General features: G+C 40.4%; 26 protein-coding genes and 1 pseudogene. 4 read left to right on the top strand and 23 right to left on the bottom strand.

Annotation, left to right across the window (positions count from 1 at the left end; translation table 11 throughout):
- Positions 1–27: 27 nt before the first annotated feature.
- The 6 genes from QUF07_RS02445 to QUF07_RS02420 form a co-directional block, all read right to left on the bottom strand.
- Positions 28–387, bottom strand: a complete 360-nt coding sequence (locus QUF07_RS02445) for a hypothetical protein (RefSeq protein WP_289426730.1) — start codon at positions 385–387, stop codon at positions 28–30.
- An 81-nt stretch (positions 388–468) separates the two neighbouring features.
- Complete coding sequence (locus tag QUF07_RS02440; protein ID WP_217342287.1) at positions 469–888, bottom strand: universal stress protein; 420 nt, start codon at positions 886–888, stop codon at positions 469–471.
- A gap of 138 nt (positions 889–1026) precedes the next feature.
- Positions 1027–1437 carry a hypothetical protein gene (locus QUF07_RS02435; RefSeq protein ID WP_289426729.1) on the bottom strand — a complete coding sequence of 137 codons (411 nt, stop codon included), beginning with the start codon at positions 1435–1437 and terminating at the stop codon, positions 1027–1029.
- Positions 1438–1448: 11 nt separating this feature from the next.
- Positions 1449–2702 carry a CPBP family intramembrane glutamic endopeptidase gene (locus QUF07_RS02430; protein WP_289426728.1) on the bottom strand — a complete coding sequence of 418 codons (1254 nt, stop codon included), beginning with the start codon at positions 2700–2702 and terminating at the stop codon, positions 1449–1451.
- Positions 2703–2719: 17 nt separating this feature from the next.
- Positions 2720–2935, bottom strand: a complete 216-nt coding sequence (locus QUF07_RS02425; protein ID WP_217163212.1) for a helix-turn-helix domain-containing protein — start codon at positions 2933–2935, stop codon at positions 2720–2722.
- 17 nt (positions 2936–2952) lie between these two features.
- Positions 2953–3477 (bottom strand): hypothetical protein, encoded by a 525-nt coding sequence (locus tag QUF07_RS02420; RefSeq protein ID WP_289426727.1) that lies wholly within the window; start codon positions 3475–3477, stop codon positions 2953–2955.
- A gap of 250 nt (positions 3478–3727) precedes the next feature.
- On the opposite strand from QUF07_RS02420, the gene QUF07_RS02415 reads away from it, so the two are divergent.
- Positions 3728–4204 carry a TspO/MBR family protein gene (locus QUF07_RS02415; protein WP_217163216.1) on the top strand — a complete coding sequence of 159 codons (477 nt, stop codon included), beginning with the start codon at positions 3728–3730 and terminating at the stop codon, positions 4202–4204.
- A 32-nt stretch (positions 4205–4236) separates the two neighbouring features.
- The gene (locus tag QUF07_RS02410) at positions 4237–4437 is read left to right on the top strand and encodes a hypothetical protein (RefSeq protein ID WP_054747765.1); all 201 of its coding nucleotides are present in this window, start codon (positions 4237–4239) and stop codon (positions 4435–4437) included.
- A 561-nt stretch (positions 4438–4998) separates the two neighbouring features.
- Here QUF07_RS02410 and QUF07_RS02405 read toward each other — a convergent pair.
- Entirely contained in the window at positions 4999–5862 is an 864-nt protein-coding gene (locus tag QUF07_RS02405) for a YitT family protein (protein ID WP_217163218.1), read from the bottom strand.
- A gap of 526 nt (positions 5863–6388) precedes the next feature.
- Here QUF07_RS02405 and QUF07_RS02400 point away from each other — a divergent pair.
- Both QUF07_RS02400 and QUF07_RS02395 read left to right on the top strand, forming a co-directional pair.
- Positions 6389–6565 carry a hypothetical protein gene (locus QUF07_RS02400; RefSeq protein ID WP_176701787.1) on the top strand — a complete coding sequence of 59 codons (177 nt, stop codon included), beginning with the start codon at positions 6389–6391 and terminating at the stop codon, positions 6563–6565.
- A 260-nt stretch (positions 6566–6825) separates the two neighbouring features.
- Positions 6826–8064, top strand: a complete 1239-nt coding sequence (locus tag QUF07_RS02395) for an ISL3-like element IS1165 family transposase (RefSeq protein ID WP_289426726.1) — start codon at positions 6826–6828, stop codon at positions 8062–8064.
- A 601-nt stretch (positions 8065–8665) separates the two neighbouring features.
- Here the strand turns inward: QUF07_RS02395 and QUF07_RS02390 are convergent.
- The 16 genes and pseudogenes from QUF07_RS02390 to QUF07_RS02315 all read right to left on the bottom strand — a co-directional run bounded on the left by QUF07_RS02390 (position 8666) and on the right by QUF07_RS02315 (position 24716).
- Positions 8666–9490: a GH25 family lysozyme gene (locus tag QUF07_RS02390; protein ID WP_289426725.1), complete on the bottom strand. Its 825-nt coding sequence runs from the start codon at positions 9488–9490 to the stop codon at positions 8666–8668.
- Positions 9483–9911 carry a hypothetical protein gene (locus tag QUF07_RS02385; protein ID WP_289426724.1) on the bottom strand — a complete coding sequence of 143 codons (429 nt, stop codon included), beginning with the start codon at positions 9909–9911 and terminating at the stop codon, positions 9483–9485. The genes QUF07_RS02390 and QUF07_RS02385 overlap by 8 nt, the downstream gene beginning before the upstream one ends.
- A gap of 127 nt (positions 9912–10038) precedes the next feature.
- Positions 10039–10167: pseudogene (locus tag QUF07_RS14100) on the bottom strand (endolysin); the annotation flags it as partial.
- Between the two features lie 44 nt (positions 10168–10211).
- Positions 10212–11102, bottom strand: coding sequence for a hypothetical protein (locus QUF07_RS02375; protein ID WP_289426722.1), 891 nt, complete (start codon positions 11100–11102; stop codon positions 10212–10214).
- Between the two features lie 4 nt (positions 11103–11106).
- Positions 11107–12102, bottom strand: a complete 996-nt coding sequence (locus tag QUF07_RS02370) for a hypothetical protein (RefSeq protein WP_289426721.1) — start codon at positions 12100–12102, stop codon at positions 11107–11109.
- 24 nt (positions 12103–12126) lie between these two features.
- Positions 12127–12375 (bottom strand): hypothetical protein, encoded by a 249-nt coding sequence (locus QUF07_RS02365; RefSeq protein ID WP_289426720.1) that lies wholly within the window; start codon positions 12373–12375, stop codon positions 12127–12129.
- A 12-nt stretch (positions 12376–12387) separates the two neighbouring features.
- Positions 12388–12714: a hypothetical protein gene (locus tag QUF07_RS02360; protein ID WP_289426719.1), complete on the bottom strand. Its 327-nt coding sequence runs from the start codon at positions 12712–12714 to the stop codon at positions 12388–12390.
- Positions 12715–13047: 333 nt separating this feature from the next.
- On the bottom strand, positions 13048–14964 hold the full coding sequence (locus QUF07_RS02355; RefSeq protein ID WP_289426718.1) for a hypothetical protein: 1917 nt from the start codon (positions 14962–14964) through the stop codon (positions 13048–13050).
- A complete protein-coding gene (locus QUF07_RS02350; protein ID WP_289426717.1) occupies positions 14965–15567 on the bottom strand; it encodes a hypothetical protein in 603 nt (200 codons plus the stop codon).
- 13 nt (positions 15568–15580) lie between these two features.
- A complete protein-coding gene (locus QUF07_RS02345) occupies positions 15581–16819 on the bottom strand; it encodes a baseplate J/gp47 family protein (RefSeq protein WP_289426716.1) in 1239 nt (412 codons plus the stop codon).
- Positions 16800–17201, bottom strand: coding sequence for a contractile injection system sheath initiator (locus QUF07_RS02340; protein WP_289426715.1), 402 nt, complete (start codon positions 17199–17201; stop codon positions 16800–16802). The genes QUF07_RS02345 and QUF07_RS02340 overlap by 20 nt, the downstream gene beginning before the upstream one ends.
- Positions 17198–17632 carry a hypothetical protein gene (locus QUF07_RS02335; protein ID WP_289426714.1) on the bottom strand — a complete coding sequence of 145 codons (435 nt, stop codon included), beginning with the start codon at positions 17630–17632 and terminating at the stop codon, positions 17198–17200. Before QUF07_RS02335 ends, QUF07_RS02340 begins: the two co-directional genes overlap by 4 nt.
- A complete protein-coding gene (locus QUF07_RS02330) occupies positions 17625–18557 on the bottom strand; it encodes a hypothetical protein (protein WP_289426713.1) in 933 nt (310 codons plus the stop codon). The genes QUF07_RS02335 and QUF07_RS02330 overlap by 8 nt, the downstream gene beginning before the upstream one ends.
- The gene (locus tag QUF07_RS02325; RefSeq protein ID WP_084999140.1) at positions 18557–18892 is read right to left on the bottom strand and encodes a phage baseplate plug family protein; all 336 of its coding nucleotides are present in this window, start codon (positions 18890–18892) and stop codon (positions 18557–18559) included. The genes QUF07_RS02330 and QUF07_RS02325 overlap by 1 nt, the downstream gene beginning before the upstream one ends.
- On the bottom strand, positions 18892–20097 hold the full coding sequence (locus QUF07_RS02320; protein ID WP_289426712.1) for a LysM peptidoglycan-binding domain-containing protein: 1206 nt from the start codon (positions 20095–20097) through the stop codon (positions 18892–18894). The genes QUF07_RS02325 and QUF07_RS02320 overlap by 1 nt, the downstream gene beginning before the upstream one ends.
- The gene (locus QUF07_RS02315) at positions 20094–24716 is read right to left on the bottom strand and encodes a tape measure protein (RefSeq protein ID WP_289426711.1); all 4623 of its coding nucleotides are present in this window, start codon (positions 24714–24716) and stop codon (positions 20094–20096) included. Before QUF07_RS02315 ends, QUF07_RS02320 begins: the two co-directional genes overlap by 4 nt.
- Positions 24717–24790: the final 74 nt, after the last annotated feature.

Genomic DNA, 24790 nt, shown 5'->3' with positions numbered 1-24790 from the left:
AATTTAATTAACTATATTATACGACTCTTAACTTAACCGTCGGAAGAGCCATTTAAAAATTATTCCGGTAAATAAAATACCGGTACACAGAAACAGAAAATGATTGATCCAATTACCGTTGCTTAAGCTGGCAAAATAGCCAACTAAAGTGATCAGCCCCATTAAACCAGCGGCTACTGTCAAGGTTGGGAACTTAGCAGTTAACAGTGACGCCGCAAAAGCAACCATGCTCAACCCCGCTACCAGCCATAAAACATTTTGATAGGCAAGCATAACCCCGGCTGCAACCGTTTCTTGTTTGACAAAATAGCCAAATAATATGTAAGTCCCCACCAGTGCGGCTGCAAAACTCACAACAATTAAAATTCCTAAATCAATTCGTTTCATGATTCCACCTCCAAAACGACTCATCATCACACGTAAAAACGCCCACTAGAAAGTGAACGTTAATGGCTTTACCTTATTTAACTATGCATTAACGACCAACACTTGGGTACCGGATTCTCTTACCACATGATTAGTGGTTGACCCCAAAATCACTCGGTCAAACGCATTCATTCCGGTCTTACCCATGATGATCAAGTCAACATCATTTTCTTTGGCAAATTCAACAATTCTTTGTTTGGGGTTGCCATCCTCAACGACCCCTTTGATCGTCACGCCTTGGTTCCATGCTTGATCCCGGCAGCTTTCGACAATTTTATGGGCATTGGTTGATAACCCTTTATAAATATCAGACGAAAGTGCATCCGAATCGTATTTAATATGATGAACAACTGATAAAGCGATGATCTCCGCGTGAAACACCTTGGAGTATTCAAGGGCAACATCCAGCGCTTTTTGTGAGTTCACACTACCATCCAGTGGCACCAAAATATTTTTGTACATAAAGAACTCCCCTTCCAAAAAAGGCAATCTTTCGTATCCAAACTATTCTGTCTTCATTATACAATCTGCGGGTCGGAAGTTTAAATAATATGCCAAAAATGGTCGGAAATCGGGGCATTTAATAAACGATTGATTTCTTTATTGTAATTTCTGAGGTTGGCCAAAGATTGCGAATTCCCGGTTTGTCAGTTTCCAGGCTTGAGCGGGAAAGGTCGTCCACATAATCGCTTTTGCCTGACGATTAGTATAGACATAACAGGAAAATTTGTGATTCCCACGTTTCTGGTGAATCACGTACTTGAATTTCAAGTTAGAATTTCGGAAAACATGGTGCTTAGTTGCGTTCCCGGCATCGTCACCAATTCGATCAGCGAAATAGGCAATCGCTTTTTTACTGGTCAGCGTCTTGACTTTTTTACCCGATGGACTGTAAACATCAATCCAGTCGTGAGAATGTCGTGCAGATTTAGTAGTTGACGCTTGCTGCGATGCACAGCTAGTTAGAGTGAACAGTAGCACTGTGAGGCCAATTAGTTTTAATTTAATCATCAATTTCTCCTTTAACTTTCTGACAGATTAGCAACTGGTCGCCGCAATGCTTGCTTACGCTGATTGGCACGAATTGTTTGCTCAAACGGCCCAGTCTTCATGGTGTAGATCGCAATCAATCCAAGGACAACCTGAATAGCCGTTGTGATTACTATAAACTCAACCAAAAACGATGTCGGCTGGCTCACAAATGGGGTGACACTCCCAGCCATATCCACCGAAAATAAATCAAAAATGCTATGCATGATAACCGTTACCCAAATTGTTCCGGTATATAAATAGATGATTGCGAATACCACCCCCATCCCAAAGGCCGCTAATATCTGTAGACTAGTTGTTGCAAGTGGTTGATAGAAAATGTGATGCAAATGCCAGGCAGCAAACAGCGTCGCAGTAATCAATGTGGTCTTTAATATCCTGGTCCTCACAGATCCCTTCACCGCGTTTAGAATTTGGGCAAGAAATAGGTATCTGAAGATCAATTCTTCCTTGAAACAAACGGTGACAATTGTGAAGATCACATAGATAGTTGCAGTCGTTAAGGAGTCGTTTGGAATGACCCACCTAATTTGAAGCGGTAGGGAAAATAACCGCGACCAACTACCCGCAGACATTCCCATCACCAAAAACCTGGGCACAATCAGTAACGCCAACCACCAATAGTTTAAATGATGATTGAATTTCAATTTGGGTAATTGGTACTCCCAATGGACCATGGCGTAGATCACCAGAAGCGTCGCTGAGATAAATGCAACCCAATACGGGGCACCATAATCGTTAACATAGTGGTTACCAAAGCCCAAACTTTGGGGGAAAAGCCCGAAGCCAAGATAATAAAAGAAGATTGAAACCATTCTCAAAACAGGATTAGTTTCATTTACGACCAACTTGAAGAAACCAGGCAACGACAGACCGATAATGAGGATAGTCCCTAAAGATAGCAATCCTTGAGCCCAGAAGTGGGTTCCCTGCCAAACGATCGCCAACAAAGCATTAACGACCATAATTAATACCAACGAATATAAGGTATAGCTGGCTAATTTTAGACTGACCGTAACAACTGACCGGAAAGCATTGCGAGCCCGCCAAAAATCTGTTAGCCAGATCAGCCCACTGGCAATCCCACCAATCAAAGTCCAGATAAAGAGCCCTGAACTGCTTAGATACGATACTTGCAAAAGATGAAATAAAATTGTTAACCCAACGCATCCCAAACATTCAAGCCCAAACTGCAGATCCACTCGCTTATTTGATGCCGTTGCCATGATTAATTCTCCTTCTCTCATTCAGTCGGCTCATCAGGAACATATTCCAACAAATCGCCCGGCTGACAATCCAACACTGCACACAATTTTCCAAGGGTCTCAAAGCGAACCCCCTTAGCTTTGCCAGTTTTTAGTTTGGATAAATTCACCGTCGTAATTCCAATCTTGGCAGCCAATTCTTTTGACGTCATTTTTCGTTCCACCAGGACCCGGTCCAGATTGACTTGTATCATATTTCCACCAGCCCCTCTCAGACAAAGTCTTCATTTTCTTTTTTAAGTGCCAAGCCCCGTTTGAAGATGATGTAAATCACGTAGATTGTGAACCATGCTAGAATTTCCGCAAACAATGACTGGCCATAGGAAACGGCAGCCTCAAAGTGCAAAAATTTCCAAATTAACGCCAACATCCCATCAAAGATCACCAAGCCGCCAAAGGAATATGAGCACCAACGAATATAACTCAGGTTCCGGTCATTGAAGATATCGTTGGTGTGAAATTGACGCAGCAGCTTATAAAGCGCAAAAATGATAATCGTTCGGAAAATTAACACCCCAATCACAATCAAGATTGTCACCAGGGATTCAGTAAATGCTGAATGAGCGCGCACCGCTAGCTTGGCAATGAGCGGAAAATTGGGGTTATTGCCGATAATCAATGTGGCCAGTGTTCCGAAAGCCACAATCGCTGTCAGTAAAGCTTGGACAATGAAAGCTGGTAGGCTTCCAATTGACAGCAGCTGAATAAACCAGCTTTCATATTTTTGGTTCATCATCTTTCATCTCCTCATAAAATTATCGTAACACATTAATTTTATAATTAAATAGTTTAATTAATTTACCTTTTACATTAATTTTACAGAGGGTTAATCTTGAGCTCCAACTTAATAACTGAACATTTCCGCCAAACTTCAAATTAGCCATGCCGTTCCTTTCACGATAGGATAAAGGATATCAATATTGTAATGAATAACGTTCTTAAGTTGGATATTTAATTATATTGAAGCCATTCGAGGAGGTCACTGCATGACAAATAACGCTAAAATTAATTGGCTGTCACTCACAACGTGGATTATCTTGGTTGAAGCAATGGGCTTGTTATCAGCCCAACTCTCCGGTGATATTAAAGGGCTATACAATGCGTTGTCCCTGCCACCGTTATCACCTTCAGGGGTTGTCTTTGGCATTGTTTGGCCAGTTCTCTATTTGTTCATTGGCATTGTGGGGTATCTGCTGTGGTCTGATCGCCGAAACAATTTAGTTAACCTGAGTTTCTTTTTAGGTCAATTATTGTTAAACTTTGTCTGGACAATCGTTTTCTTTAACGGTAGTCTGTTTGTAATTGGTCTGATCATCATTGTCGCCATGGACATCATGGTTGCCAGTTTAATGTATCGCTTACTGCCAACCGAGAAGATTGCGACTTGGCTACTTGGCCCTTATCTAGCCTGGCTACTGTTTGCAACCTACCTTGCTGGTGGAGTGGCGCTGTTGAATCATTAGACCAACAATAACCATTCGAAGGGACATCACAAATGATTCTATTATTACTACTGCTCATTTTATTTGGCACGCTCATCTTTAAAACAAGTTGGTTCTTACTCAAGTTGGTTGTTGGCATCATCGCGACCATTCTATTGGTTGTGCTGTCATTTTCAGCCATTTTCTTTTTGCCGCTGGTGATCTTAACTATCGGCTACATCGTTTATTCGATTTTTCAGCATTCACAAGCGTAAGTCGTTCCAATAAATGATCGTCATATCCATAGACTAAGACAATCGACGTTTTGATCCCAGAATTCACCGAAGAGGACCAATTATTCCTGATTTTTGGAATAGTTGGTCCTCTTTGTTAAATGACCAGGATCAATCGTTTGTCGCAAGTTTTATCAATATAAGAATGTCCAAATTAATTTTTAAAGAAACAAGTTCTGTATTCGCATCAGCTTCCATACTTATAGAAGTCACATCATCAATTGTCAACTCTTTCGAAACTCGTTCGACAACAGAAAATGCATCATTTCGAAGCTGCCCTTAACCTTGTTCTATTCCCGTTTTATCCTTTCCAAACTCTTTCGAAACTCTTTCTAAATCTATTGAGGCGTGTATGATGCAACGGAATTTTTCTGAATGATGAGGCGTTTTGAGGATCAATCATTGGGAAAACATCACCAATCGTAACAAATCAACAATGCTGCAGTGCGCTCAGCTTAAAAAACATCGTCAACGCCAAACGGTTCAAGCCCCGCTTAACGTTAACGATGTTTTTTATTGTGATTTCGTCTAACTCTTTATTGCCTAAAGAATCCGGCGCATATTCAATCCTCGCGTACTCCTAATATTTTCAACCACAATCAGTGCATTCTTGTCTTCCTGCTCAATAATCGGCACAATCTTGGTTACGCGCCTTGGGCTGGCAATCATGTAGAGCATGTGCTGGTCAGCACTGCTGTAAAAGCCGGTGCCATTGAAGATGGTAATCTCTTGGCCCAATTGTTTGGAAATGGTGGTTGCGATCTCCTGGTACCTTGGTGAAACAATCAGGACGGCTTTCCTAGCCCCGACGTTCGCCATGAATTGGTTGGTAAACACGGAATAAACGTACAGATAAATGACTGTCAGAATCGTGTTGGTAAACCCAATGATCATAATGAATGGGATCACGATTACAAGGTCAAACAGTAAGCTGCCAGTGCCCACCGACATGCCAAAGAAATAATTCAATAGCTTGCCAATGATTGTATCCCCTGCAATCGTCCCGTTATACCGGAAAATTAACCCGATTGAGATTCCAGTCAATGCCCCTGCGAGAAGCGTCGGCACAATCAATTCATGGGTGTGATAGGAATAAAGAACCGGCAGTTTTAGAAAGACGGTCATCCAGGCGATCGCCCAAATGGTTAGGTAAGTGGTCTTCTTTTCGAATAATCGATATCCTAGCGCAATCAGCACGGTATTGATCAGTAGGTTAGACAGATATGACGGAATCTGAAAGGCATAATACAGGAGCGCGGTAACGCCCATTGCCCCACCTTCACCAAGATGAGAGGGTAATAATAAATAATTGTAGGTCATCGAATAAATAAACGCTCCGATAGCAACCCCGATGAGTTCGGTCGTTTTGATATTAAGTTGATTCCAGTACCGCTTAATTGACTTCATTTTTATACCTCAGCAATTTATGTATGAATTTCATTTTACCATCAATGCTGGGTACTTGCAGTGAAATGTTGCCTATGGGACTCCTGAACGGAAAAGGAATCAGCCTTTTAACCTGCTTGTCACTGTGGCAAATGAATGATGTAATCAAAACAGTTTCAATGGGATTTCAGAAAACATCCAAAATATATGTGACAAAAAAATATCCAGACTGGAAAACTTTTGCGGCTTCCAATCTGGATATCTTTTATTATCCTTTCCAAAAAATAGAAATGCCTATTTGATACGTAAAAAGCCCTACCAGAGCTAATCTCTTTGGTAGGGTTTTAGTGGGAACATGATTATTCAATTATTTTAGAATCGACACATTGTCCAGTCATTACTCCCACTCAATCGTTGCTTTAACGAATTAACGCTGACACAAAGCCATTTAAAATAACACGTACCCCTTTTGTACCCGATTTACACTTAATTTTTCATTTTTTACGGCTTTTTAGTCGTTTTTGCGTATTTAATAATTGAGGTGATAATGATGGATCAAATGGAAGTAATTGAAGGTAAATTGTATTTGCGTGCTGAAGATGATTCAATTGTGATTGTCGAAGAACCATTCGAAATTGAAATGTTAACAGACCTGCCCGGCTGGCTCTCACTAAATTTCACCTCACAAAAAAAGCCTCGCATACTGGCGTACCAGCCACATTAAATGTGGAGCGAGGGGATTGATATCTATGACTTATTTATACTCTTCTAAAAGCAGAGTGTCAATGTTTATCTCTTTAAATACAAAAATCGCCCACCCCCGAAGGAGTGAGCACAAAAAACTATGGGTCTAGAATTTTTGGTGTTGGAAAGTATTTCCATTCCAAAAGTACTAGGCCCTTTTTGATAACAAAAAAAGGCATCTAAGCCTCCCTAGTGCTATGCTTTAAGCGACGAAACTCAAGATAAGCGGGGTAGGAATAGATGTCTCAACTAGATAATACACTTAAATTACTGGGAATTACAGACACAAACATTCAGCTGTTCGGTACTCGTGAGGAATTTCATGGTCGGGGCTCGGGTCGCAAAAAGTATTTGGTCATCCAGGCAGAGCTTACCTACACACTCAGGCGCTGTCCCAGCTGTGGATACAATACGTTGCACCCTAACGGACACAAGCTCACTCATGTCCACATTGCAGGACCCATGGACCGGCCCGTAATTCTAGAGCTAAACAAGCAACGCTGGCGTTGTAGTAACTGCCATAGCACTTGTACGGCCACCACTCCAGTGGTATCAACCAACCACGCCATCGGTCACGGACTAGCGACTCATGTGCTGAAGCTAGCCAGTAAATCACTCCCGGCTAAGACTATCGCCAGTCTCACCGGTATTTCGACAAACTCAGTTCAGCGTATTTTGACGGCTAATATTCATCCACACGCGAGCCGCCGGTTACCGATTAATCTATGCTTTGATGAATTCCGTTCCACGCACGGCTCCATGTCGTTTATTTGCATTGACGCCGACACTCACAAATCAGTTAAAGTACTTAGCGACCGCCTTAATAGAACCATCAAACAGTTCTTTCTTAGTCAGTACAGCACCGCAGAACGGGCCGCGGTTCAACGCGTCATCATGGACATGAACGCCTCCTATCAGTCATTCGTGCACGAACTATTCCCTAACGCCGAACTCATTATTGATCGGTTCCACATTATTCAATTAATGGGCCGGACGATGGATACCATTCGCACTCAGTGTTTAAAGCAACTCGACAAGCATTCGCGGGAATATAAAGTACTGAAATCACTATGGCGCCTATTCCACAAGGCCAACCCTGACGCACAAAAGAGCCGCTACCTCTTCGGCCTGGATGAGTACTCGACCGAACAGAACGCTATTGATATTGGAACCGATACGTTTCCGGCCTTCAAAACAGCTTATGAAACCTACATCGATCTCCACGATGCTTTGATGGGGCGTCACGCTGATGAACTCAAGAATATCATCACTAACTATCAGCCTAACGGCACGCCCCTAGATACGGCCATGCATACCCTACGAAAGAATCTTAATGGAGTAATTAACGCCGCCAAATCGTCCTACTCTAACGGACCGATAGAGGGCATCAACCGTAAGATCAAGGAGCTCAAACGTGCTTGTTATGGCTTCTCCAATCAGGCCAATATGTTCACACGCGTCTACCAGCTGATTGCCTAGATTATCTACCACAATAACGTCACGATGGTAGGCTTATTTGTTATGCCTTCAAGTACGATATTCAGACAACACACCAGATTAAACGCCGCAACTAATAAAACAACAAAAAAGATCTCCCACACGAGGAGATCTCCAAAGGATAGAAACTATCCTTCAACACCATTTGACAAACTTCCAAAACTATGTACGGGTAATGCGCAAAGGGTGACTGTAGCACATACAGTTTATGTCGTCGATGAAATAACACACCAGAAAGCGTCTTACTTACCCATTGTAAATTCCCTTTGCCAGGGAATCCAGCAAGGACGGCGTACTTAAATTACGCTTAATATTTCTATCGCAACCATGCTGTGGCCAGTACAGGACGACCCTGCCTGCACTTTTAGTATAAAGGAAGGCTAAGGTAAATTCAAGTATAGGTGGTTAGGAATTTGTCTTAGTTTTGGACTGTCGAAACGTCCCATAATCAAAATTAAAATTCTCTGCGCCAATTCTTCATATGTAGATTCTTTCAACGTATAAATACCATTAAATCAATATATTGCGTGCAAGCAAAAAAGGCCCACCCAGAACTTAATCTGAGTGGACCCCTTTGCATACTTTATTTAATTTTAGGCTTGGCCTTCTTGAGAAATTTAACATACCATTTATTGCTTGATACGTATCCTTGACCATTGATATGCAGCCTAGTTATCTTGCCATACTTAACTGGTGTGGCCCAGAAACGAGAACCAGTACCGTAGCGCGTATATCGCTTGCCTGACTTTTTAAAATCCAAGCCATTATATACCGGCAACCATTTTAATCGAACTTGGTAAAGCCCAGGAGTTACATAGTAAGATGGCTTTTCACTGGTCTTGCTCCCAGACAGTGAACCATCAAAGTCGTAACTTGCATCAACCTTTAGTCCTTTAAAATCATCGGTAAACTGCCAACTATTTGCGTTGGCTACCCCAGGCTGCGAAACGCCATAGGCAGCTACCCAGATATGCTTGTCAATAAGTTCCGATCGCTTAATTCGTCCAGAATTGAACCAGGAACCGCTGCCGTAGGTGATGACATTTTTATAACCGGCATTGATAAGATAGCGCAAAAAGACGTTCACTTGGGGAGTTGTATTGTAGGGCAATCCGGATGCTTCAACATCAATTGCTAGAACTGTTGACTTATCCAGCCCAAACTTCCTTACCCAAGCCAAAAAGTACCGCGCTTCTGCTGTCCCATTTCCATGAAAGAAGTGGTAAACCCCAACGGTATTGAATACTTTGAAGCCATTGGCAATCTGGTTACCAGCTTTGGGACTGAGATAACCCGTACCTTCGGTTAACTTGACCATAGTCCCATCAGCACCCCACTTCTTGAGTTGCTTCATGTAGGATAAGGAATCGGATTGGTACGAGGATAGGTCAACAATTTTCTTAGTCATTGCTGTCAGTCCCTTCTGATGGGGTCATGACCTCCGTTGGTGCCGGGGTAACTACTGGGGCATGATTATCCCCACCGGATACCTTGTAAGCTTGGTAGGCCTTTTCAACCAATCCTGAGATAGTTTGAATATCTAAGTCGAAACCATTGGCTGTCAACTGGGAGTTAACAAAGCGGATTGCTTCCTTCTTACGATCAGATAGGGATAAACCAGCCATGACTGCCATTTCTGGAACAATGGTATTCGCCAAGTTTAATCCCACTTCTAATCCTTGCTTAACATGAACGTTCTTCTCCGTCTGTACCTTATGAGTCAGAATTGGCTTTACCAAATTGTACACGGCGGGAATTAACACCATTAGGAAGGCGAGTACCCCCGCATTATTAAGCCAATTGAACACATCCGTAATTTCTTTGAACATAATATTCCTCCAATTTTTGGTAAATTAAAAGCACTGACTAACTGGCTATTAATTGCTAGTTAGTGGTGCTTGTGGTTGTTGCTTGCGTTGTTGGTGCTACATATGCTTCACCGGTGATAGCCTTGTAATCGGTACTATAGCCGAATGTTCCACTATTACCGTTATACTTAGACCAGTTGACCCCTTGTTCCCGGCTAGTTGAAGCCTGACTGGTAACATTGACCATCAAAAAGGCCATAAAAATGGCGACCACCATTAAGATGAGTTCCTTTAATTTGTGCTTGTTTAATTGTCTACCTCCTATTTTAATACGTCTTCTGGTGCAGGCGTCCAAGGTGTTGCTGTATTACCAAACTCAACCTTGGGATATCCATAATACGTGTTTTGCGACATACCATCAGTTTCAACGAATAGCAGAATGCTGTCTGTTGCAGTCGGGACAACCAAGTTCGCTTGACTAATGCCATCAGCATCAAAGCTGATGGCATTTCCGTTGTTCTGCAAAAGTATTTTTCCAGATACATCTTTTGCTTGAATAATGCAGTGAGCAGTGCCTTGAACCAAGGCTCCTGCGTGAGGGGCATTGTTGATAAATGCCGAAAAGCACAAAGGTTCTCCCACTTTAATAAATTTTGTTGAAACGTTTGTTACCCATTGAAAACTACCGGGTGCTTGGCGAATGGTCCTGTCAATCCCCGCAAGAATATTTCTGCCGTAAACTTGCTTGCCATCGCTGAACACCTTGTCTACTGGTGCCGGCGTCAAAGGTGTTGCTATAGTACCAAACTCAACCTTGGGATTCCCATAATATGCGTTTTGTGACATCTTATCAGTTTCAATGAATAGACCAATGCTGTCTGTTGCAGTCGGGACAGCCAAGCTCGCTTGGCTAATGCCATCAGCATCAAAGCTGACAGAATTTCCGCCTTTTCCAAGAAGTTTGTTGCCAGATACATCTGCCGCTTGCATAACGCACCAAGCACTGCCTTGAGCCAAGCTTTCTGTGTGAGGGGCATTGTTGATAAATATTGAAAAACACAAAGGTTCTCCTGCTTTGATAAATTTTGTTGGAACATTCCCTATCCATTGAAAACTGCCGGGTGCTTGGTGAATAGTCTTATTAATCCCCTCAATCCCAGCAATAAGATTTCTGCCATTAGCAACGCATGCTTTACCATTAATCGTTGACATTTAATCACCCCTCAATAAAGTAGACGCCGGACTTGTCAGCCAATGAATCATACTGCGCTTGCGAGATGATATTGATGACGGCATCATTACCTTTTTCACCCTTGGCACCTTTAGCACCAACGAGAGAGGCCAGCCATTGATTGACGTTGCCATGAAAACCAGCATTAACGGCAACCTGATAAGCAGAAATCCCTTGGTCTCCGGTGTCTCCTTTTTCGCCTTTGTCACCGGTCTTACCAGTGTCGCCTTTAATCCCTTGGAAACCGCTTAGGTCGGCGATATATGTGAATCCGGTGCCGTTCCAAACGTAAAGCTTGCCATCATCTGGATCAGTGACATCACTTGCAATCATGGTGAAATCACCATCAGAGAATCCAGCACCATTCATTGCTGAAATAGACGGAAATGTCTTAACGATTCGGAAGTCTTTCCCCGCATCGCCTTTATCACCCTTTAGGCCGGTTGCACCAACGAGAGATGCAAGCCATTCCGTTTGCGATCCTTTATAGCCATTGATGACAGCGATCTGGTAAGCCGATAGGCCATCGTCACCTGTATCGCCTTTCAGGCCATTGGCAACAGCATCTGCAACTTCTTGTTTTAGTCGCTGGCTTAGGTCGCTGAATTGCTGAATGAAGTCATCAACCGTGATGCTGCTGACGAGTCCCCCAGAAAGACCAGTGACGTTCTCGTTGATTTGAAGTACCAAAAATCCATTACTAGGATAGATGGCAGTGCCACCGTCTACGGTGTCCCACAATTCAATTAGATAGCTGCCTACTGGCAACTTATTCAATTGGCCACTAGTGATGACAGCATGGTTGTCCGTGATACCGGCACTTATCCCCAGCAAATATCCGGATTCGTTTTTGATTCTTACCTTTGCATCTGCTGTTAAAGTAGCCGCGCTGCCATCATCGAACGCATTCAAATGTATTTCAGTTGTGGTATCTGCAAATTTGAACTGCTTATCACCGTTGCCAAGATATAGTTTTCTCATTAAAGGCTCATCTCCTCGCACCAATTATTCATGATCATTATCTCCTTTAATGCCTACATGGTCTTCCAATCGAGTAATCCTGACCGAGTGACTGCCAAGCTCTTCATCATGTGTTTTCAGATGAGTATTCAAGTCTGCCAGCGACTGTTCGTGAAGCTTTAGCTGACGATTAATTGTTTCTGAAAGCACTTGAATATCAGAACGCAATGGATCTAAGGAAATCTTTTTGAACAGCCAGCTAAAAATATCACTAATCTGTTTAAAAATTTGCATAATATTCTCCTCCTAATGTAAGAAATGAATGAGTTGTTGTAGAATCAAATAAATCACGGAACTGGACCCGATCGCAATGGTAACCGCCTTCCACAAGTTCTGACGATTGATAACTTCCATCTCATTTTTATGATTTTCACTTTTCTCGTCTCCACGGATGACCGCTTCCAAGATACGGTTATTTTGTTCCCGCAAATATTTGTTGCTTTCATCGACACTTTTTAGCGTGTCGGTCATTTTATTGTTAAGATCAGTAATCCGACGTTCGTGATCCGATAGTTCTTTGCCATGTTTCAATAACATTTGATGATCCTGATCGCTTAATGGCAACGGCCTCACTTCCCTTCTATTTTTGGGTAAAAGAAAAGCCATCTATTTTCATAGACGGCTAATTTTCGGGCAAAACAAAAGCACCTATCCGTAGATAGATGCATTTTCATATACTTTTAGGTGATGTATGAAAAAGTATGAATATATCTAGAGGTATATATTCTGGGGGAATGTATTCTTTGGGTGTGAATAGCAACATTGGAGGCATTGCTATTCACGGAAAAATTATATCATATTTTGCCAAAATTGAATACCCAGCCATCGGCGTCAAGTTTTACACAATATGTCATAAAAATTTTCCTCCTTTATTTTGTCTTTGAAAAATAATTAATTTCCTTGTTTCTATTTATATTTTCCAGTAATTATCTGATACCCACTCCAAGCAAGAATCGCATACGGATGATTACTCAAAAAACTTGTTGTATCATCCGTAACTCTGTCAACCCAAAACTCCGTTGTGAACATTAGTGAATTGCCCTTAATTGTCAGGTCGATTGATAATGAGTTAGCTAGGCCATGACCATTGTTAAATTCCCCTGCAGCAACTGACACAGAACCAATAAACGCTTTAATATCAGGATCAGTAAAAAATAATTTCGGTGTAGAAAATACAGATTTAGTTCCCTCCGGATCACCCATAACAATCAAAGTAAATTTTTTTGTATTATCATTTTTTTGATAAAAAGCTGTTGAGAATTTCATATTCTGAGCATCACTCGATAGCTTTACCGGGCGCCAAGCCGAGTTTTCAACGCTTTTCAAATCGGCCATAGTAGCGGCCTGAGTATCCCCCTTATCTTGCGAGGCGTCTTTAATAGTTGGCGCAATACTGAATGTCTGTGCAGCTGTAAATGTTTGAGCCTGTCCCGTTCGGGCAACGTCACTTGGGACACCGTCTTTAGTGATGTATGGATGACCAGTTGTCTTATCAATTGGCGCAGTATCAAAAGTATTTTTACCCGTAAACTCTTGATTTGAACCTGTTCGTGCTAGGTCAGATGGTAAGCTACTTGCTAGTAATAACGGATTATTGTTGACTGTTGGAACGGTATTAAAGTTGTTAGCACCGCTTTTATGCACAACTTTACTGTCATCAGCAGGTGTGTAACCAATTTTATCTTGTTTGGCGTTAACCTCTTCAATTCCCGCTACATCGCTGGCTGGTTTACGCATATCTGTGCTGTGAACAACTTTACTGTCGTCAGATAATAACGTCCAACTCTCCCATTTTATACCCATATAAACTCTAAAGTACATGAGATTTCCACTATCAGCAATTGCTATTTGTGCTTTTCTACCACTCCAACCACTAAAGTAAAATGTAGTGGTGATAAAAGTATGAGTTTTATCAGGACCATCCGCCATTGCAGAACCTGCAAAAACAGTCCCTAAAGGTAAATCATTAAATGAACCAGAATTATAAAAACTAATTGATGTAAGACCAGATTTGGAAAGGTCATAAGTCAAATTATTTGCCGTGATTGTATTATCGTGATTGTCATGAACAACTTTACTATCGTCAGCGGGTGTGTAACCAATCTTATCTTGTTTGGCGTTAACCTCTTCAATTCCCGCTACATCACTAGCTGGTTTGCGCATATCAGCTGTATGAACAACTTTGGAATCGTCAGCAGGCGTGTAGCCAATTTTATCTTGTTTAACATTAACTTCTTCAATTCCCGCTACATCGCTAGCTGGTTTACGCATATCAGCTACATTAACTTTTTTATCTAGTTGTTGATTAACGTCAACTGTCTTGGCATAAGGCTGTAATGCCTCAGCTAAATCAGTATCTGAAACATAAATATCATTTGAATTAGTAAAAGTGATCTTACTGGTATTGCTAATATTTACTTTGTATGAATAAGTAACCGCTTGCGGGGTTACACCATCATATTCTGGCAAGTAATTAGGATTAGGAGATACCGTAATTCCATATAATATCTCATTGCCTGAATCATCTTTAGCATAAACAGCATAAGTTTTAACATAAACGCCATCATTTAATGCTTTATTATTACCAGTTGCTCGAATTCGAGTTTCACCAGTGTTATTATCTAGAGTAACTTTTGGATTATTAACTACAACTTCTTGTGGCGCAACTGTAGTTAATGCTTTTATCTGGTCATCAGTTAGTTGATTATTATTCATGCTGGAAAAAACAATTTTGCTAAAACTAATTTTAGTTTGACCAGCATTAACTCGATCAATTAAATTTTTACCTGCATTCGTTAAGATCCCTACGTTTGGCGTTGCCAATTAAATCATCTCCTCAACAGTAATTTGTGGATAAGACTGGGCATGAACTCCTACATAAAGCTGGTTGTTAACTGTCGTTGCATACTGCAGATCCTTTAATAAATATTCTGGTGGCAGCATCGACTGAATAGCATTGGTTAAAATTTTACGTTTAACTTCTGCCTTGTCACCTGAATTAAAATCAAAGGGAATATTGGTCACTTCGACTTCTTCTGGATTATCGGTACCGTTAATGTCGAACACATCTGTGCCAATATTTAAAACCGTTGCAATCAACATTTTTAAATCATTAGTTGTAATGCCCATATGGTTTTTCAATAATTGTAAACGAACTTGAAATCGTAAAAAATCATCGTCATCATCTAGCCGATTGATGCCATAGTCCAGGGCAATATCTGTTAATGTTTGCCCACTGGCATTATTTAACAAAACCTGATCTGATATACTGAGCAAGTCATTTTTATGTTCATTAAGGAGATCAGCGATCAAATTTAATAAGTTTTGATTATTTGATTCATCTTCCTGATTCATAATCGCCGGAAACATTGAAACTAACCAGTTTCGTAAAGTATTATCAGATAAATCCGTTTCGGTTTGATACATTTAGCGCCCCTCTTTATTTTTCAGTCACGTTAATCGTAATGTTTCCAGAACTGATAACCGCCAGTTGAAAATCACTGACACTAATATCCGTTTCTGCCAATGCTTTAGGATTTGTACCTAATTTAACAGCAACATCAGTCACACCAGCAGGTGAATATCCGGGTCCGAATAGTTTTGAATAAAGAACTTTATCACCCATATTGAGAGTATCAAAATAATTTAAGATATTAGTCTTAATGATTTTTGGCCCATTATCAGTATCAAAAACCGTACTGTTAACATTCAAATCCAATTCAACATAAATTGGTACCGTCTCAGCCCGATCAAACGAAACGGCATATTGACGACCACCTACGTCTGTTGCCATACCGATTACGGATCCAATAGTTTTAGTTTGCGGCGGTAAAACATCAAAGAATTTTTGAGAAATTTGACTATCATTACCGCCAATTACGTAAAGGTGAACTGATTTGGGAGGATTCCCATAGCTGTCTTTACTCATTGTATTGTTATTGACCAAACGAACATCAGTTACCCCAGTTAGATTTTTAATGGCCGTTTGAATACCATTAGGCGTACTATTCTCAGCACTTTTACGGTTATCTAAAATTCGTTGCCGTAATGCATCATGAGTTTCTGCATCCGTGCCACCTGTGGCTGCTTGCAGGTTAGTAACTGCATAAAAACCGTCAATTGAATTAACTGGATTAACAATAGTGGCCGGCATAACATTTGAATCTGTCCCAGTATCTATAGCTACCGCTTGAACCGTTTTCCGGCCCAAAGGATTGCCATCATCATCAATCAGTGGCTGAGTGTTTCTACCACTATCAACATATGTTGCTTGCTTAGTAATCATAATATCTGCCAAGGTTGAAAATAGTTGACCATCTGGGGTAGAAAACTGTGTCCCTTCTGGAATAACAGTTGGCGAATCCGGATCTACATAACCATCAATTTGCAAATAAACATAAGCATTAGTTGCCGGTTTACGGTAAACACTAATTTCGGCCGCCAAATCATCCAGATTTGCTCCGGAACTTTTCAAAACAAAAAAGGAGTTATAAACCCCCTGGGCCAAACTTTCCAACGTGTCATCAACTTCTGACAAAATGCCAGCAATCATTCCCGGAGTCTGCTCATCATCTAGATCAATGCCATCGCCAAAATATTTAATAAACAAAGCATTGATATCGTTTCGTAAATCATCCAATTCAGGACGATCATATCCATTAGCTGTTAGTGGCATCATCTTCATCTCCTTGATCATCGACGCTAACACTGCTCGTGACAGTTTCACCAGTTGTAAGGGTAACCGTTGCTTCTAGTGAAGTAATTCGCTGTTGTTGATTAGCTTCGAAATTAGTAATTTCAACTGAATCAAAAGTATCGGGCCATTGTTCTTGCAGATAGTCAGATAGAATTGACTGAATAACCCCTTGGTCATCTGCATTAGCAAGTAATTCGTTATGATCAAGACCAATATCTTCATTCCAAAGCAATTCAGCAATATTAATGTTCAATAGCAAGCTTAGTTTCTGGGCAATTTCATCATCATCTTCGACCATATTAAAAGCACCAGTGTTTGGATTAAAATCCAAGTCACCGGTGCTGTCTAATCCAAATGCAATCATGGTTCAATCACCGCCTCAATCACCGCATCTTGTATCGAATGCATTCTTTTGGTATCGATTTTATAGTTGTTTTTGCCAGACCAATTGTCCATCTCACGATCACAAAAGCCAACCCAGACAACCGAGCTAATTGCCATTGGTTTATAACCATTGAGATTAACATTTTTATTGGTACAAATTTTTTTAAAGAAGGTGTCCATTTGCCAAACTGATGCAGGAACAACAACTTCAGTTAAAGCCGCTCGTTTATCACCATCTGATTGAAGTGGTAGTGGTTGAACATCACAAAGATGATGAGCCTTATCATATGAAATCACCCGTCCGATTGTGTGGCAATTAACTTCTGATTTAAAAAATTCCAAAAATTCATTTTTCAAAAAATTGGATTGCTTATTTTTGGCATCAATTGCAACTTTTCTTTTCTTAGGCATAAACTACCACCTCCATTTTATAAGAGTCCTGGTCATGAGTATGATCAACACTTTTTACTCTTTGAAGACCAGTAAGATTGGTCGACTTCACATAAACTGCTGACCCTGCGCAAACACGTGGATCATCAAAGCATTCTAAAGTCCATGTCGGTTTACCGTCATTATCACTACTATAGGTTGGCTCTTGTGTCAATCCATGATGCATCGTGAGATAAAGATGTTCATTGTAAGGATTAGGCTTCACACCATCATCGATATATAAGGCGCCCTTACGATAATAGACCACGCTCCCGCAATCCTTTACAATTGCTTGAATAGCTGCCAAGGGTTTGGCTGATAGCGTATATCCTTTTTTGAAAACATGATTTTTCTTTAAATTAATTGCTGAAATTTCAATTTTAGCTTCGCGTTTAATCCGGTCAATAATCTGGCTCGCTTTGATGCCCTTTTTGAACGTAATGTTAACTTTGCTGATCTTTCGTTTCTTATATGAAATTGATTTTCCGTTACTGGTTTTAACGGTATGAGTTACCATTTTCGAACCATTAAAATTACTGTAAAGGCGCTTATCCTTTGAATAATCGCGCCCTTCTTCAAAGGTTATCTGGGTTTCCTTATCCATGCCACTGGGGGTCTCCAGAGAAATTTGTGTGATCGTGCCTTCAGTTAATTTACCGTATAGATCAGTAGGCCCACTGTAAACAATAATGTGATCATTTTGATTAATCTTAGCCAAATGAGTTTTTGATAAATTAAACAGGGTTACCGTACAGGTAGCGGGACTGCCACCATCATCAGAAGGAATATCATAATTAATCGGTACATTATTTTTTTCTGAGAGTGTTAGCTTGTTACCATTATGGTTAATAACTAAAGTAGTTGAATATCCCCAATAGTAACCCTTGTTTGTAGTTTTTTCTGCCATTAATCCTCACCATCCGGAATATCATCAATACATAACTGCACGGTATCACCTAAGTTTCCAAGATCAATCTCATCTTCATTTCCTGACTCATCCATTGGAATAATCGTTTCAGTTGGAAGTCCTGGAGCATTTATACCGCGCCATAAAGGTTGATTTAAAGTTACCACTTCACCAAGCCAGATTGGTGTACCATCGAGTTGATAAATATCTACCGTAAGTGACTGATCAATTTCATTCCACTGGAATCCAAATAAATAGCTTCCTGAGTCTAAATCAATCTCTTGCTGATAAGGAATGTCAGCAGGTGATATTGGAATATAGTCATGTACTGGCATTATTCATACCTCACTTTCGCCCCAACTGGGATCGAAGTGGCTGGCCACTTATTTAACTTTTCCAACTTAGAAACTTTTACTCCCGTTTTTTGCGAAATCGACCAATAGGTCATCCCTGTTTTAACGGTTGTCGTTTTATGAGTGGTTTTCTTGGTGCCACTTTTCTTAGTATTTGCTGACTTAGTTTTTTTCTTTGATTTCTTTTTAGCATAATCAATTTTGGACTTCATAGCATACGTAAAAGTTAGTGATAGTGCCAGTGAGTTCTTGTTTCCTGCTGTGTTGGCTGTTTTACCAACAGAAGACAGGTAAGCGTGTGCCCACTTAGAAAAGCCACGTACTGTAACCTCAACGCCCTTTCTAGCCCAACCTTGTAAGATTCCAAATTGTGTATCTAAATCACTCGTTTTGCCAAATAAATAGTACGTTCCTGATAACTGTTTGGAACTTCGAACACTGTAATTAGTTCGAGGATCTGAGTTATCTACTTCGTTAGTTGGAACATCCTGTTCGTTAGTTTCAGATGGATCTGATTCACCTAAGATAAAAACTCGACTAGTCATTGCATCTGTCCGCTGAATCGTTGTTAACCCATTAAGATACATATTCTTATGTATCTTATATTTTTTCTTGGCAGCTGCAATTTTATCGCTAATTTTAGACCGATTTTGAGTTTGTTTCTTATTAGTTTCCAACCTTTTCTTAGCAACATAAGCATTGTGATAAGTCTGATAAACCTTCTTATCCTTTGTCTTTTTTGCATTAATGTCGTTAATCTTTTTCTTTTCAACATTAATCGAATGATTGGCCTTTGTGCGAGCTTTTAACTGTTTTTGATATTCAGCAGTATTGGTAAGCTTAGTAATTGATTGATAGACTTCTTTTTTCTGTTTAGTTAGGTCTTTAATGGTTGACTCAATCGATTTTTTCTTAGAAGATTTCTTGGTTTTGCTCAATAATTTCTTCTGCTTATCAATTTCATCTTGTTTGGCATTATAGGCATCTTTAAGACTGTTGTACCCATTTTGCTTTTGCAAATATTCATCGTAAGTGTCTAATTTATCTTTGGCCTTATCAATAATACTTTTAGCGTTATCAATTTGGTCAGCATCTTTGCTGACAGTTGATTTCCATTCGGTTGATTTCTTCTGCAAATAAGTTAAAGTCTTGCCTTTAACAGAATGTGTTGCTGATTTTTTGGTCATACCGTAAGGCCTCCTTCATCATTTGAGCCCAGTAACTGACGCATTTTCTCAACGAGATCGTTATTACGTTTTTCAATTCGTTCATCAATTTTATTGATTGTTGAACTATCAGCATGGCCTTGAATAGTCAAATTAGTTCGAGCATCAATTGACACTTTTTTATTTTGACCATTAAAGATCTTTTCAGAAGCTTCATGTGGAATAACGGTGCCGGCTGTATCTGGTTTAAATAACTCCCAGCCTTTCTCGCCAACAATCGATAATTTACTTCTGTTAATGTGGCCGCCTTTAGCGTAGCCTTTGGGGCCAGAAACCCTTGCAAAAGCGGATGGGCCTTTACCATAAATATGTTTCATATAGTTAATACCCGCTAAAAGATCATCAAAGCCGTTATATATTTGATCGTGTCCCTTGAATTTATAAGCGGAAAAAGTTGAGTCAATAGTTTGAACAAGTCCTTTTGACGGATGTCCGGCTTTAGCGTTTGAGTCCCATTTATTAATCGCCTTGGGATTACCATTTGATTCACGAGCAATGACCCGCATCCAAGCAGATATCTGAGTTGGTGAAGCGCTAAAACCATTTGCCTTTAAGGCTTTAACAACGTATTTGCGCCAGCGACTAACCCCGTCGCCAGCAGGATTACCATAGCTGCCAGCAGCATTATCTCCGAATTTACTAGCCAATTTTGACATAAATTTAAAGAATCCATTGCCGACTTGTCCCTTAATTAGTGATTGAATACCACTAGAAGCTGGTTTCTTACTAGACTTAGGAGAACCATCAGATTTACCGTGCATCTTAGTTACGTCATACCAGCCTTTGGTTGAAGAACCTCCGTGGTTCCATAGAGAACCATGGGATACCCCAATATGGACGTGTGAGCCACTACCAGCACCGTTTAAACGGCCAAGGGTAGCAATCCTTTGTCCAGTCTTAATGGCATCTCCCGCGCCAACTTTAACGTTGTTCATTCCACCAAATTCTTGATAGATTTCTTGCCAGCCATCATTTGAAGCAACCGTAATAACATCATCCAATTGGCTGTAAGGCCAGCCGTGCAATGGGCGTCCAACGTGAGTAACCGTCCCACCATGTACCGCGCTAATAGCTGAGCCAAGGGGGCCAGAGAAGTCAACACCATCATGGCTACCGAATGAACGAGAAGCCCCAAACCCATTGGTTTCAGACAGTCCAGGATTATGCCGCCAGTTACCACCAGCAGAACCTCCATCCAGATTAACCATCCCCCAAAGAGACTTCCACCAATTAGTAGCTGAGGATTTCATCTTACCAAAAAAGCCATTGGCAAAGTCTGATAAAACAGTTCCCTTGCCAGATGGCTTTTTAAGCAGTCCGGTTAAATATTTACTTGGATCCTTAACAATTGACTTAACGGTATCAAATACTTTCTTAGTGGCCTTAACAACGCCACCAGCGAAGTTACCAATTGCTCCGAATCCTTTTTCAACACCGCCAACAACCGATGAGCCAATGCTCTTAGCGCCATTCCATAGGTTACCAGTAACTTTCTTGACGCCATTCCATAGTCCACCAGTAGCAAAATGCTGAATCCCATTCAGCGATAAGGCAAACTTTGTTTCAGAAGCGTTCAAAATTTCAGCGCCCGGTTCAAGCAACCGCTTAACATTAGTTCCTTTAATCAGTTCACTCATACCATTAGGATGAATCAGCATTTCACGATTGCCAGTTTCAGGTGAGTCATGGCCATCGTTTAGCATTGCTAAAGTTGGTTTCGTAATCTCATGACGTTGATTGCCAAGCATCCCTGTACCATTAGCAAAGTGAACATAACCGATCTTACCGATTGCTTTACTTGAACCGCCAAACATGTGGATAACTCCATCAATTAAACCAATGCCATCATTTAGAACTTTTATGATGTCGTTGATACCATTCCGAACGTGCTTAACAATCCCTTTCCAAAGATTACTAAACCAATCATCAATCCCATTCCAGAAGTCTTTCCATCCCTTGCCGATATCTTTCCAAGCATTGCTAAAGAATTTAATAATTTTTCCTAGTCTGCCGCCGGTTAGTTTATTAACCCAATCAAAACCAATCTTAAATAGATCTTTAACATCATTCCAAAGGCTTTTGGTTAGCTTACCAATATCTTTACCAAGTCGACCCCATTTACCAGTAAACACGTCAACAATTACTTGAATAAGGTGCTTGATAGTACGCCAAGCGTCCTTAATTATTTTGGCCATATCCTTGAATAGCCAGCCCCAACGTTTATTGACATCTTTGACCAAATAATTAATATATTTACGAACGCCATTGGCTAGCTTTCCAAACCATTTAGTTACGCCTTCCCAAGCTTTCTTAGCCCATGAAATTAAACCGTTGACGAATTTACGAAACTTCTTGTTGTGCTTATATAATTCATACAAAGCTGTACCAACGGCAATAGCACCTGTGATAATTGCGATGAAAGGATTAGCTTTTAAGAAGTTAAACGCCAACTTGAATCCTTTTCCGGTTGCAATGGCAGCCCTCTTAAGGACTGATAATCCTTTAACTACACCTTTATAAGCAAGCTTAGCTGTCCATCTAAGGCTCTTACCGATTCCTTTTCCAGTTGCAATGGCAGCCCTCTTAAGGACTGATAATCCTTTAACTACACCTTTATAAGCAAGCTTAGCTGTCCACTTGAGGCTCTTACCGATTCCTTTTCCAGTTGCAATGGCAGCAGTCTTAATGAATGATAGTCCTTTAACTACACCTTTATAAGCAAGCTTAGCTGTCCACTTGAGGCCTCGGCCAATTGCTCTAGTAGTACCTCGAATCGATTTTGCAAATAACGTTAACTCTTTTTCACCTTTTTTTCCATTAACTTTAGGTTTAAGAATCAAACCGCTCTTTTCGCCAAACCCTAAAAAGTTTTTTGTTGCAGAGACCCCTTTCATAGCTTTCGATGTAGCCCAAATGCCAGCTAACAACTTACCAATATCCTCTAAACCTTTCTTATGGGTAGTAATACTTTTTAGTGCATCTGAAAAGCTATGAATCTTTTTGCTGTTACCAGCTAGTTTCCCTATCGGAGTCATAATGGCACTTAATCCTGCAACTAAGCCCTTAGCAAAGCCAACCCCAACATCTTTAAGAATTTTGACAGTGTAATATAGGCTTTTAAAGAACTCTACTATTGATCTAGCATGATGGGCAATTGTATCAGAAACATTAGTAACACCCTTAGCAATACTATTCATCACATTATTAGCCAAATGAGGGCTTTCTTTAGGATTAAATACTTTAGCAAAAGATTGCGTAATGGTATTCAATCCCTTAGAAGCAGCGGTTCCAACTTTAGTAAATTCCTTTTCAGTCTTTTTGTCAGAAACCCACTTAGAGATTGCACCAAAGATTGGGTTTTTGGCCTTCATAAAAGGCTTTTCAAGTGCACCAAATAACGCTGCTCCTCGAGCAGACATAACTCGCTCCATCCCTGGAAGAGTCTTCATCATATTTTCAGAGGCTTTAGCATATTTTTTGCCCAATGAATTCATAACATTTTCGGCATCTTTGGCACTGATCTTGCCAGCAGACATATCCTTTCGCAATTGGCTCATTGTAAGATGGGAATTATGCATTGCCTTACGTTCATAGGCTAGTAGCTTTGATCCAAACATTGGCAACTGATCTGAAATCATGTTGAAATCACCTAACTGCATTTTAGATGAAGCCATCATGTGGGTGAAGTTGAGCCCTAAGCGCTTTGTATTTTCAGCGCCCATGCCTAAAGTATCAGCCATTGTCAAAATAGACTTGGTCAGACGATCAGTTGGGCCTTGTTTGTCTAGGACGTGATAGAATTGCTGGTTCAACTCATTCACCAATCCAGCTGATTGGCCAAAGGAAACTGACATCTTATTAATAGCTTTAACCATGCGATTACCTTTAACAGATGAATCAGTTAAAGTGTTCCATGTGGCATGCATAACTTGTTGTTCTTTGTCATACTCTTCACCCGCTTTAAGTGCAGACCCTATTCCCGATTTCAAAGAATACCAAGTGTTAATTGCCGCATTAGAAATAAAGCTGGCCGTCACAACATCTCTCAAAAAATGAGTCCCCTTATGGACTTCATCAAATGTTTTTTTAGCTGAATCATGCAACTTACTAAATGAACCGTTAGACTCAGAAGATCCACTGCGTAATTTTCGAAACATTTCGTTAAATTTATTGCCTGATTGGTCAGCCGATTTTGCCAATTTTTTAACTTCTTCAGTACTCTTATTAATATCGCTATTCAGTCCTGAATTCAGCTTGATTTTTTTGGCGGCATCACTCGTATACTTAAATTCTTGCTGCATTTTATGAACATTTTCAGTGACCTGGTTTGTTTCATTCTTTGCAGAATCCATACTGTGATAAACGTCTTGGACTGCATCACGAGTCTTTCTGACTTCGTCACTACTCTTACCACCAAAGCCACTAAAATTGTTTTTGAATTTATCAGTAATTCGAGAGGCTTCTTTCATTGTCTCCAGGAAGTCATCCATCATGCTGTTAGCCCGTTTGAAATCGTCTAGTCCATTTATACTGAGATCAAGTCCAATGCCAGCATGACGAACTTCTTTTGCTTCAGCCATTACTATTTACCTCCTTTCTAATTAATCTTTTTATGTTGAACTCCTTAGTGGGATAATGAAAACATTCCATTAAG

Source organism: Lentilactobacillus sp. TOM.63, from assembly GCF_030361045.1.
In the GTDB taxonomy this organism is placed as follows: domain Bacteria; phylum Bacillota; class Bacilli; order Lactobacillales; family Lactobacillaceae; genus Lentilactobacillus; species Lentilactobacillus dabitei.
The sequence above is the reverse complement of the archived record's forward strand: the minus strand, read 5'-3'. Positions and strand labels throughout refer to the sequence as shown.

Excerpts from the sequence above, each read along its gene's own strand:
- QUF07_RS02320 (WP_289426712.1), bottom strand. The coding sequence starts at position 20,097 with ATGACCAAAAAATCAGCAACACATTCTGTTAAAGGCAAGACTTTAACT.
- QUF07_RS02425 (WP_217163212.1), bottom strand. The coding sequence starts at position 2,935 with ATGATACAAGTCAATCTGGACCGGGTCCTGGTGGAACGAAAAATGACG.
- QUF07_RS02410 (WP_054747765.1), top strand. The coding sequence starts at position 4,237 with ATGATTCTATTATTACTACTGCTCATTTTATTTGGCACGCTCATCTTT.
- QUF07_RS02345 (WP_289426716.1), bottom strand. The coding sequence starts at position 16,819 with ATGATGCCACTAACAGCTAATGGATATGATCGTCCTGAATTGGATGAT.
- QUF07_RS02375 (WP_289426722.1), bottom strand. The coding sequence starts at position 11,102 with ATGTCAACGATTAATGGTAAAGCATGCGTTGCTAATGGCAGAAATCTT.
- QUF07_RS02350 (WP_289426717.1), bottom strand. The coding sequence starts at position 15,567 with ATGTATCAAACCGAAACGGATTTATCTGATAATACTTTACGAAACTGG.
- QUF07_RS02315 (WP_289426711.1), bottom strand. The coding sequence starts at position 24,716 with ATGGCTGAAGCAAAAGAAGTTCGTCATGCTGGCATTGGACTTGATCTC.
- QUF07_RS02325 (WP_084999140.1), bottom strand. The coding sequence starts at position 18,892 with ATGCCAGTACATGACTATATTCCAATATCACCTGCTGACATTCCTTAT.
- QUF07_RS02365 (WP_289426720.1), bottom strand. The coding sequence starts at position 12,375 with ATGCAAATTTTTAAACAGATTAGTGATATTTTTAGCTGGCTGTTCAAA.
- QUF07_RS02335 (WP_289426714.1), bottom strand. The coding sequence starts at position 17,632 with ATGCCTAAGAAAAGAAAAGTTGCAATTGATGCCAAAAATAAGCAATCC.
- QUF07_RS02430 (WP_289426728.1), bottom strand. The coding sequence starts at position 2,702 with ATGGCAACGGCATCAAATAAGCGAGTGGATCTGCAGTTTGGGCTTGAA.
- QUF07_RS02440 (WP_217342287.1), bottom strand. The coding sequence starts at position 888 with ATGTACAAAAATATTTTGGTGCCACTGGATGGTAGTGTGAACTCACAA.
- QUF07_RS02435 (WP_289426729.1), bottom strand. The coding sequence starts at position 1,437 with ATGATTAAATTAAAACTAATTGGCCTCACAGTGCTACTGTTCACTCTA.
- QUF07_RS02385 (WP_289426724.1), bottom strand. The coding sequence starts at position 9,911 with ATGTTCAAAGAAATTACGGATGTGTTCAATTGGCTTAATAATGCGGGG.
- QUF07_RS02445 (WP_289426730.1), bottom strand. The coding sequence starts at position 387 with ATGAAACGAATTGATTTAGGAATTTTAATTGTTGTGAGTTTTGCAGCC.
- QUF07_RS02330 (WP_289426713.1), bottom strand. The coding sequence starts at position 18,557 with ATGGCAGAAAAAACTACAAACAAGGGTTACTATTGGGGATATTCAACT.
- QUF07_RS02420 (WP_289426727.1), bottom strand. The coding sequence starts at position 3,477 with ATGATGAACCAAAAATATGAAAGCTGGTTTATTCAGCTGCTGTCAATT.
- QUF07_RS02400 (WP_176701787.1), top strand. The coding sequence starts at position 6,389 with ATGATGGATCAAATGGAAGTAATTGAAGGTAAATTGTATTTGCGTGCT.
- QUF07_RS02395 (WP_289426726.1), top strand. The coding sequence starts at position 6,826 with ATGTCTCAACTAGATAATACACTTAAATTACTGGGAATTACAGACACA.
- QUF07_RS02390 (WP_289426725.1), bottom strand. The coding sequence starts at position 9,490 with ATGACTAAGAAAATTGTTGACCTATCCTCGTACCAATCCGATTCCTTA.
- QUF07_RS02340 (WP_289426715.1), bottom strand. The coding sequence starts at position 17,201 with ATGATTGCATTTGGATTAGACAGCACCGGTGACTTGGATTTTAATCCA.
- QUF07_RS02370 (WP_289426721.1), bottom strand. The coding sequence starts at position 12,102 with ATGAGAAAACTATATCTTGGCAACGGTGATAAGCAGTTCAAATTTGCA.
- QUF07_RS02415 (WP_217163216.1), top strand. The coding sequence starts at position 3,728 with ATGACAAATAACGCTAAAATTAATTGGCTGTCACTCACAACGTGGATT.
- QUF07_RS02405 (WP_217163218.1), bottom strand. The coding sequence starts at position 5,862 with ATGAAGTCAATTAAGCGGTACTGGAATCAACTTAATATCAAAACGACC.